The organism is Acinetobacter sp. UBA3025 (assembly GCF_002367915.1).
Taxonomy (GTDB): Bacteria; Pseudomonadota; Gammaproteobacteria; order Pseudomonadales; family Moraxellaceae; genus Acinetobacter.
The window spans coordinates 1-9601 of the sequence record NZ_DFDO01000178.1 but is presented as its reverse complement, the minus strand read 5'-3'; the positions used below and the strand labels follow the sequence as shown (position 1 = coordinate 9601).

At 39.8% G+C, this 9601-nt stretch carries 9 protein-coding genes; all 9 read left to right on the top strand.

Translation table 11 applies throughout. The features are described from left to right. The first annotated feature begins 143 nt into the window (after window positions 1-143). The 9 genes from B4J23_RS07480 to B4J23_RS07440 all read left to right on the top strand — a co-directional run bounded on the left by B4J23_RS07480 (window position 144) and on the right by B4J23_RS07440 (window position 9335). A complete protein-coding gene (locus B4J23_RS07480; RefSeq protein WP_051065385.1) occupies window positions 144-533 on the top strand; it encodes a hypothetical protein in 390 nt (129 codons plus the stop codon). A gap of 146 nt (window positions 534-679) precedes the next feature. Continuing rightward, window positions 680-1567: a bile acid:sodium symporter family protein gene (locus B4J23_RS07475; protein WP_125278345.1), complete on the top strand. Its 888-nt coding sequence runs from the start codon at window positions 680-682 to the stop codon at window positions 1565-1567. Window positions 1568-1654: 87 nt separating this feature from the next. After that, entirely contained in the window at window positions 1655-2554 is a 900-nt protein-coding gene (locus B4J23_RS07470; protein ID WP_125278346.1) for a bile acid:sodium symporter family protein, read from the top strand. Window positions 2555-2677: 123 nt separating this feature from the next. Beyond that, on the top strand, window positions 2678-3583 hold the full coding sequence (prmA, locus tag B4J23_RS07465; protein WP_125278347.1) for a 50S ribosomal protein L11 methyltransferase: 906 nt from the start codon (window positions 2678-2680) through the stop codon (window positions 3581-3583). 17 nt (window positions 3584-3600) lie between these two features. Beyond that, window positions 3601-4461 (top strand): DUF3426 domain-containing protein, encoded by an 861-nt coding sequence (locus B4J23_RS07460; protein WP_125278348.1) that lies wholly within the window; start codon window positions 3601-3603, stop codon window positions 4459-4461. Window positions 4462-4862: 401 nt separating this feature from the next. After that, a complete protein-coding gene (gene fis, locus B4J23_RS07455; RefSeq protein WP_001086304.1) occupies window positions 4863-5132 on the top strand; it encodes a DNA-binding transcriptional regulator Fis in 270 nt (89 codons plus the stop codon). A 94-nt stretch (window positions 5133-5226) separates the two neighbouring features. Further along, on the top strand, window positions 5227-6801 hold the full coding sequence (gene purH, locus B4J23_RS07450) for a bifunctional phosphoribosylaminoimidazolecarboxamide formyltransferase/IMP cyclohydrolase (RefSeq protein WP_125278349.1): 1575 nt from the start codon (window positions 5227-5229) through the stop codon (window positions 6799-6801). Between the two features lie 147 nt (window positions 6802-6948). Beyond that, window positions 6949-8232 carry a phosphoribosylamine--glycine ligase gene (gene purD / locus B4J23_RS07445; protein ID WP_125278350.1) on the top strand — a complete coding sequence of 428 codons (1284 nt, stop codon included), beginning with the start codon at window positions 6949-6951 and terminating at the stop codon, window positions 8230-8232. A 101-nt stretch (window positions 8233-8333) separates the two neighbouring features. Continuing rightward, entirely contained in the window at window positions 8334-9335 is a 1002-nt protein-coding gene (locus tag B4J23_RS07440) for a hypothetical protein (RefSeq protein ID WP_125278351.1), read from the top strand. Window positions 9336-9601: the final 266 nt, after the last annotated feature.

Sequence of the window (9601 nt, the reverse complement as noted above, 5' to 3'; positions counted from 1 at the left end):
CTAATAAAGCAATGTAATTAAACTTTGCATACTTACTATATAAATTAAACATCTAAACTCAAAAAGTTACCCGACTCATATTGTTTAATATTGATTAGTTTTTAATCTATAAAGTGGTCACATTACAAACAAAGGTATACATGATGAATAAGAATATTTTCCTAGCAACAGCGCTCTGCGGTCTATGTTTCGCTCCATTTGCAGCCTCAGCAAATGATAAAGTCGAGAAGGTTTATAATGCCCAAAAATACCAGCAAGTTTGTAAAGGTAAATCAGAGGGCGCTCCTGTAAGTTTTGCTTACCGCGGCATTATCTGGAATGGTACCTGTCAGCAACAGTTCTTCCCTTCATCATCAACCAATATCAAAGGCGATGAACCTGAACTTTATACATCTTGTAGTTCAGGCGGCAAAACTTCAGCAACCATTAATGGCACTCAGGTCAATGGTAAATGTGCATTAGGCTTTACCCCTCCACGTCCACAGTCACAAATGCAAACTCAGCCTCAAACCCCATCTCAATCAGGGATGTAAATCACTATATAGCTGATTAAATATATTTTTAATCAGAAACTTAACGGGTAAAATGCATAAATTTTACCCGTTTTTATATTGCTTATTTATTCATCTACGCTAAACTCAAAGCATACCTAAAAAATGAATAATAAAAAGGAAACTTCATGGATTCGGGGTTTTTTAGTTTGTTTTTGCCGATTACTTTGGCAATTATGATGATGGGGTTAGGACTACAGTTAACAGTCAAGGATTTTCTGCATGTTAGTCGTTATCCCAAGGTGATTTTTATTGTCTTATTCTCACAACTGGTCATTTTAACCGGTTTAACCTTTTTAATCTGTCTGGTACTGGATCTGCCACCATTGCTTGCTGTAGGCATGATGCTGCTAGCTGCCTCTCCAGGAGGTGCCACTGCCAATCTGCTGAGCTATCTTTATAAAGGTGATGTGGCGCTTAATATCACGTTAACTGCTATCAATACGATTATTTCTATTTTTACCTTACCTTTTATTATGAACCTGTCCCTATACTATTTTATAGGACAAGATACCAGCATCGGCTTACCGCTTGAAAAAATGGCTCAGGTTTTTCTGATTACAATTATTCCGGTTGTGATCGGCATGCTGATTCGGGCAAAATTTCCAAAGCTTTCAGATATTGTACATATGCCAATGCGGTTTCTATCTATCGCTTTTTTAAGCATGCTCTTGATTTATGCCATTTTCCAAGAGCGCTTTAACATCATCGAATATTTTGCCAGTATCGGGATTGCTACTTCCATATTATGTTTTTCCAGCCTGTTTCTCGGTTATTGCCTACCTTTATTAATGGATATCCCAGACAAGATGGCACGCGCCTGTACCTTTGAAGTCGGCATTCACAACACAACTGTATCAATGACGATTGCGATTTCTGTCCTCAATAATGTCACCATTGCCATCCCTGCGGGTATTTATTCAATTGTCATGTACGTTTTTGCCGGTATTTTTGGTTTTATGATTAGTCAGCAAAAGCTTAGCTATAGTGGCAAGAGTCGTTTATCAGATTTGTAACTTCCTAAGTCAAATGCCTGCTTAAGCTGTATGCTTTTTATAGAAAATTTAAAACTATTAAAATAAATTTCTATAAGGAGCATGCAGATGGACTCTGGCATCATAACAATATTCCTCCCCCTCGCACTCGCCATCATCATGGTGGGATTAGGACTCGAACTCACGCTCAAAGATTTTGCCCGGGTAAGCCAGCACCCTAAAGCAGTGCTGGTTGCCTTGTTTTGTCAATTAATTCTACTGGTAAGCATTGCTTTCATTCTATGTAAAGTTCTGACTTTACCACCTTTACTAGCTGTTGGTCTGATGTTGCTGGCCGCATCGCCAGGTGGCAGTACCGCAAATCTGTTCAGCTATCTGTTTAAAGGCGATCTAGCCCTCAATATTACCTTGACTGCGATCAATTCGGTGGTTGCTGCATTTACCTTGCCTTTAATTATGAACTTTTCCATTATGCATTTTATGCAGGACAGTCAGCAGATCAGCTTGCAGTTCGGAAAGATTCTGCAAGTGTTTGGTATCATTATTATACCGGTCGCGATTGGTATGTTGATTCGTCATTATGCCCCAGCACTCACTGTAAAGCTGAATAAGCCTCTTCGCATTTTTGCAGTCCTCTTTCTGGTGCTGATTATTGCCGGAGCAATTTATAGTGAACGCGCCAATATTGCCGAATATCTGACTCAGGTAGGTTTAGCAACCGCCCTGTTCTGTCTCTTCAGCTTAATGATTGGCTATTTTGTTCCACGACTAATGAACATCAATTCTGCTCAGGCACGTGCTAGCGCTTTCGAGATCGGTATTCATAACAGTACACTCGCCATGACCATTGCACTTACTGTCATGTCCAGCACTGTGGTTGCCATGCCTGCAGCGGTATATTCAATTTTTATGTATATTTTCGCGGCTATTTTTGGATTATTACTGAATCGCTTTGCTCCAGTAACTGCACGTCCTAGCATTTCTCCCACTCAGGAAAATGCGTTTTAACCGGTTTTCATAAAAAGGATGCGAAAGCATCCTTTTTATTTAACTCCGTCTCAAGAAGATCACACCTTCAAGCCGAACTTCCGTTACAATAGCTTTTTGAAAAAATGTATAAAGGTTATTTCTGTGAAGTGGTTACAAATTCATATTACAGTTGATCAAGCTCAGGTAGATTTTACTGAAACATTACTTAGCTCACTGGGCGCCGTAAGTGTCACTCTGGATGATGCTGAAAACCAGGATTTACTGGAACCACTTCCAGGAGAAACACCGCTCTGGAATAAAGTGATCGTGACTGGCATCTATGCTCAGCAAGATGACGAAGAAGAAATCGATGTAGCTGCATTGGAAACCTTTATTCGCGCACAACTACCTGAAGCACCGATCCGCCATGAATTCCTGGAAGATCAAGCTTGGGAACGCACCTGGATGGATGCCTACGAGCCAATCCAGATTTCTGAAAAATTCTGGATTGTTCCAGAATGGATGGAAGCGCCTGAAGCAGATGCAGTGAATATCAAACTTGATCCAGGTTTGGCTTTTGGTACAGGTAACCATGCATCTACTTTCCTTTGCCTGCAATGGCTGGGTAAAACTGATGTAAAAGACAAGATCGTGATCGATTATGGCTGTGGTTCAGGTATTCTGGCTGTCGCGGCCCTGTTACTCGGTGCCAAATATGCCTATGCAACTGATATTGACCCACAAGCTGTTTTAGCCACTAAACAGAATGCTGAACTGAATGGTGTATTGGATCGACTTTATGTTGGCTTACCGGAAGAGTTCAATGCAGAGCTTGGCGAGCAGAAAGCAGATGTGTTTGTTGCCAATATTCTGGCTGGCCCACTCATGATGCTTGAGCCTGAGTTCGCAAAATTGGTAAAACCTGAGGCAGAGTTCGCACTCGCAGGTGTTATCGAAGAGCAAGTTGCTGATGTTACTAGCATTTACTCAAAACATTTTGATATATTAGAAGTAGAAAAACGCGATGAACACTGGTGCCGTATCTCGGGGAAACGCCATAAGAATTAAAGAGTCTATAAACATTTATGAGTGACAAGCGAACCCACTGCCCGACCTGCTCTACAACCTATAAAGTTACGGTTGCGCAATTAACCATTGCCCAAGGCATGGTTTGCTGCCCAAAATGTAGTACGACCTTTAATGCTTTATCGCATCTGGTGACCGAAGCACAGAATTCGGTCGCCCTTACCCATACGCCAAGTCATGTTTCTTATATTAATAGAAACCTCACCAAATCTACTTCTTCAGCTAATTCTTCAGATCAGCACTATTTACTGAACATCTTTGATGAAAAAGTTGAAAACTCAAATATTGATCTGAAGACCTATCTGAACAACCTGAATTATTTCAGTACTGAACCGATTGCAGTACTGCCTAGCATGAACTGGGATGATCAGGCTGATAAACAGCACAATAAAGGCCCGCTTTATTATTTAGGCTGGACCAGCCTAAACCTGTTCTTATTTGGCTTACTTTTATTTCAATTCTTCTGGTTCAATCCACACTATATTAAGAATAGTCATGTGATGAGTGTGGCTTTTAACAATATCTGTGAAGTGTTCAACTGTTCCAATCTGGAAGAACATTACAATCTGATCAATACCAATAAGGTCAAAGCCAAAGCGATTGCCACAGATAAAACCCAGTTTAGTGGTGAGCTAATCAATTTCCACAAGCGCAGTCTGGAAATGCCAAACTTAAGAGTTCACCTTAAAGATCAGGGTGTAGTCTTGGCGACTTATAATTTAAAACCTCAGGAATACCTGATCGAAAGCCTGGTTAAGATTCAACGTATTCCCCAAAACAGCCCATTTAAATTTGAATTTGTGCTTCCTGTCGACCGTAAAGACTTCGATAATTACAGTTTGGAAATAATTCGACCTTAATATTGATAAAAACTATTAAAAAACGAAAAAAAAGTTAAAAAAAATGCAGTTTTCTTGCTCACTTTTCCCGAGACAATGGTATTATACGCGCCACGAAAGCTATGTGCTGCAAACTCCTCGCTACTTTTTCACAACAAATACAGTCTTGCCTAATGCGCTATAAAACTTATTGCGTATCGAGCAGATTTTTTTGTTTTGATTTTGGTCAGTAACAAAACTTTAACTATTGTTACGCTTATTTTTCGACCAAATCGTCGAGATGTGGCAAGCTACAAGCTCAATGTAATGACCAAGTTTTAGAACTCCAGTTTTAGGATCTAAAATGGAGTTCATTTCAATTTCTAGACCACTTTTATATATCGCTTTACCCAAGTGATATTTGATTTTTCGGATTAATTCGCATGAATAGCAAATCTCCTATTTTTACTGCACAATCTGATGTCGCTCTTCGTATTCACGTAGATCGCGCAGTTCGCCACTACTTTGCACAACTGCAAGGCGAGCAACCTTCTCAGGTGTACGACATGGTGCTGGCAGAAATGGAGAAGCCTTTATTATCTGTCGTTCTAGAATATACGCGTGGTAATCAGACACGCGCTGCCGAGATTCTCGGACTAAACCGCGGTACTTTACGTAAAAAGTTAAAAGCTCACGGTTTAATGAGTGAATAAATGATAAAATGCTTGCGGCTACCGCAGGCATTTTTTTTGACTGTTAATTAGCTATTTAGATTTAATCTGTTCCTTGGTAACTGTGACGAAGATCATGACTATTAAACGCGCTTTAATCTCTGTTTCCGATAAAACCGGTATTGTGGAATTTGCACAAGACCTTGCTGCTCTTGGGGTAGAAATTTTATCTACAGGTGGTACATACAAATTGTTGAAAGACAATAATGTCGCTGTAGTAGAAGTTTCGGAGCACACTGGTTTCCCAGAGATGATGGACGGCCGTGTAAAAACACTACATCCGAAAATTCATGGTGGCATTCTGGCTCGTCGTGGTCTAGACGAAGCTGTGATGGCTGAACACAACATCGATGCGATCGATCTTGTCGTTGTTAACCTGTATCCATTTGCTGCAACTGTAGCGAAACCAAACTGTTCACTGGCTGATGCGATTGAAAACATCGATATCGGTGGTCCAACAATGGTTCGTGCTGCTGCAAAAAACCACGCATCCGTGGGTATCGTGGTAAATGCTGCTGACTACGCAACTGTGATTGCGGAGCTTAAAGCTGAAGGTGCTTTATCTTATGCTACCCGTTTTGACCTTGCAGTTAAAGCATTTGAACATACTGCTCAGTACGACGGTATGATCGCATCTTACTTGGGCGCTCGTGTAGGTAAAGCAGAAGGTCAGGCAGACAAATTTGCGCGTACGTTCAATACTCAATTAAATAAAGCTCAAGACCTTCGTTATGGTGAAAATCCGCACCAGTCTGCTGCATTCTATGTAGATCCTGCTGCGAAAGAAGCTTCTGTTGCGACTGCTAAACAGTTACAAGGTAAGGAACTCTCTTATAACAACATCGCGGACACTGATGCTGCACTTGAATGTGTGAAATCATTCGCCAAACCTGCTTGTGTGATCGTGAAACACGCGAACCCATGTGGTGTTGCAGTATCTTTAGACGGCATCAAAGCTGCTTATGATCTTGCTTATGCAACTGACCCTGAATCTGCATTCGGTGGCATCATTGCATTCAACCGTGAATTAGACGTTGCAACTGCGCAAGCAATTGTGGATCGTCAATTCGTTGAAGTGATCATTGCACCAAGCATCGCTGACGGCGTACTTGAAGTGACTGGCGCGAAGAAAAACGTACGTGTACTCGTATGTGGTGAACTTCCAGCAATTAACGAACGTGCTCCACAGCTTGACTACAAACGCGTAAACGGTGGTTTATTGGTTCAAGATCAAGACTTGGGCATGATCACTAAAGATGACCTGAAAGTTGTGACTAAACGCGCTCCAACTGAACAAGAAATCGATGACATGATCTTCGCTTGGAAAGTTGCGAAATACGTTAAATCTAACGCGATTGTTTATGCGAAAAACCGTCAAACTATCGGTGTAGGCGCTGGCCAAATGAGCCGCGTAAACTCTGCTCGTATCGCCGCGATCAAAGCTGAACATGCAGGACTCGTGGTTGAAGGTGCAGTTATGGCATCTGATGCATTCTTCCCATTCCGTGATGGCATCGACAATGCGGCTAAAGCCGGCATCAAATGCATCATCCAGCCAGGTGGTTCAATGCGTGACGAAGAAACAATTGCAGCAGCTGATGAAGCTGGTATTGCAATGGTATTCACTGGCATGCGTCATTTCCGCCACTAATTTTTAAGTATTAAATTCCAGACCCTCCTTTTCGTAAGGAGGGTTTGCTACATCAGTAGATTGTTTAATATCTTGCTATAAGATGTTAAAAGATTTTTAAACCTCATTGGGTTTGTGGAATTTCATTTTCGAGGGAATTTTCTAAAGATGAACATTTTAGTTTTAGGTGGTGGCGGCCGTGAACATGCACTTGCATGGAAAATCGCACAAGACGATCAAGTAGCAAAAGTATTTGTTGCACCGGGCAATGCAGGCACCGCAACTGAAAATAAATGTGAAAATGTCGCTTTGGACATTCTCGACAATCCTGCCATCATTAATTTTGCAAAAAACAATGCAGTTGAAATGATTATTGTAGGTCCTGAAGCACCGCTTGTGAATGGTGTGGTTGATGCTTGCCGCGAAGCAGGCGTGAAAGTTTGGGGTCCAACTCAATTTGCTGCGCAGCTTGAAGGCTCTAAAGCATTCGCGAAGCACTTCTTAAAACGCCATAACATTCCAACTGCTTTCTACGATGTATTTACTGAAGTAGACGCAGCAAAAGCATTTGTTGAGAAAAATGGCGCACCAATCGTGATCAAGGCTGACGGTCTTGCTGCCGGTAAAGGCGTAATTGTTGCCATGACTAATCAGGAAGCATTTGATGCGATTGATGACATGCTGGCAGGCAACAAATTTGGTGATGCGGGTTCTCGTGTAGTCATTGAAGAATTCCTTGCTGGTGAAGAAGCATCTTTCATTTGTATGATTGATGGCGACAACATCCTGCCAATGGCGACCTCACAAGACCATAAGCGTATTTTTGAAGGCGACCAAGGTCCGAACACTGGCGGTATGGGAGCATACTCTCCTGCTCCTGTTGTGACTGCTGACGTATTCGAAAAAGCCATGAATGAAGTGATGCGTCCGACTGTTGAAGGCATGAAAAAAGATGGTCACGTATACACAGGTTTCTTATACGCAGGCTTGATGATTGATGACCAAGGTCAACCAAAAGTGATCGAGTTTAACTGTCGTTTTGGCGACCCTGAAACTCAACCGATTATGATGCGTTTAAAATCATCGCTGGTAGATTTGGTTAAAGCAGGTATTGAAGGTAAACTTCCTGCGGAAGCTGAATGGGATGAGCGTAAAACTGTCGGTATTGTACTTGCTTCTAAGGGCTACCCTGAAACCTCTAGCAATGGCGACGTGATTTCAGGTTTAGACACTGAAATGGCAGATACGAAAGTTTTCCATGCAGGTACAAAAGCCAATGAAAATGGTGAAATTGTCACTGCAGGTGGTCGTGTACTTTGTGTGACTGCATTGGGTAATACTATTGGTGAAGCTCAAGCCAAAGCATTAGAACTTTGCCAAAAAGTAACATTCGACGGCGTTCAATACCGTAAAGATATTGGTTACCGTGCAATTGCTCGTGAAAATGCTTAATTCTTTTAAAAGAACTTAAGTTACAAAAACCCTGCTAAGTGTGGGGTTTTTTCCAATAGTCTTTATAACTAAATAACATTATCTCTAAAAAAATATTTTAAATGAAAGATTTAAAAAGCCCATTAGAAGAACAATCTCTTTTTGAGACATGGATTATTACTAGCCATTTAAGTAATATGGCTTATGATTTATTATTAGGAAAGAGATATAAGAAAATTATAAATAACGATAGTTTAGAAGCTACACGAATAAACACTCTTAATCGCTATCGCCAAATTACAGGGAGCGAACTATCACAAGAAACGAGAGAAAAATTTGATGATTTTCTACATCGTTCAGAAATGCATACTTCCTTTCTTGAATCCCTTAGAGATATCAAGCTCTATCCAAGTAAAGACTTACCTTTATGGAACAAACATATTGAAATCTACAATGAATTAGAAAAAAATAATTTTTGCAAAAGTTCTGCTACTGAAATGCATAATTTTTTATTTAAAAATTTCCTTATACCAGAATATAAATTTATTGAAATAGAAAAACTTATGCAGAGAGATTTTAATATTTTTCTTATTTTGTTTCACCTTGATGCTTCAATATTCCAAGCAACTTCACCAAAAGTATCTTTGTATAAATATCTATTAATTGGAAAAATTCAGAATACAAGGAAATCACCCCATCATTTATTTTGGAACATAGTTAAAATTCTCGCCTGTATCGAGTCTAATAAGCAAATAGGAACATTCTTTGATACAAGCAAAAAAATTCCCAAAGATGAAGATTGCTTTTCTCTTGTGAATGAAGATCAAGCTGAGCGTATCAAGTATGCTGTAAGAAAATTAAAAGAAGGAAAAAGTTTCTTTTTTTACTTAAATGATTTTTATCAATTACTCGGTACAAAAACGCGTTTTAAGGATACAAAATGCTTTACCAGTTTTTCCATAACTGGCATATGGCTTATCTATATCTACTCTACAATTCTGATCAAACCAAACTCGATTCTATGCAATTTAACTTCAAAAGATCTTGATGCTCTATATTTGATGTTTAAAACTCAATATAGATCAAAAGGCACATATCAATGGCCTTCTGATCTAACTAAATAAAAATTAACTTTATTTACGTGGTGGATTATTACCTCGACCACCACCTGAAGGATTACCGGTCGTACTTGGAGCATTCACTAATTTTGACATTTTTATTTCCTATAATTTACCGCTTATTCGGTATTTTCATTATCAATAGATCAATCGCTTTACTAAATGCGAAAAAATTAAAAATAGATTACTTTTTAATCAAAATCTATTCTCGCTATAATTTCATTAAATCCGAAAATATCATCCAATGGATCATATAGATCGGAAGAGCGTCG

Excerpts from the sequence above, each read along its gene's own strand:
- fis (WP_001086304.1), top strand. The coding sequence starts at position 4,863 with ATGAATAGCAAATCTCCTATTTTTACTGCACAATCTGATGTCGCTCTT.
- B4J23_RS07480 (WP_051065385.1), top strand. The coding sequence starts at position 144 with ATGAATAAGAATATTTTCCTAGCAACAGCGCTCTGCGGTCTATGTTTC.
- purH (WP_125278349.1), top strand. The coding sequence starts at position 5,227 with ATGACTATTAAACGCGCTTTAATCTCTGTTTCCGATAAAACCGGTATT.
- B4J23_RS07475 (WP_125278345.1), top strand. The coding sequence starts at position 680 with ATGGATTCGGGGTTTTTTAGTTTGTTTTTGCCGATTACTTTGGCAATT.
- B4J23_RS07440 (WP_125278351.1), top strand. The coding sequence starts at position 8,334 with ATGAAAGATTTAAAAAGCCCATTAGAAGAACAATCTCTTTTTGAGACA.
- purD (WP_125278350.1), top strand. The coding sequence starts at position 6,949 with ATGAACATTTTAGTTTTAGGTGGTGGCGGCCGTGAACATGCACTTGCA.
- B4J23_RS07470 (WP_125278346.1), top strand. The coding sequence starts at position 1,655 with ATGGACTCTGGCATCATAACAATATTCCTCCCCCTCGCACTCGCCATC.
- B4J23_RS07460 (WP_125278348.1), top strand. The coding sequence starts at position 3,601 with ATGAGTGACAAGCGAACCCACTGCCCGACCTGCTCTACAACCTATAAA.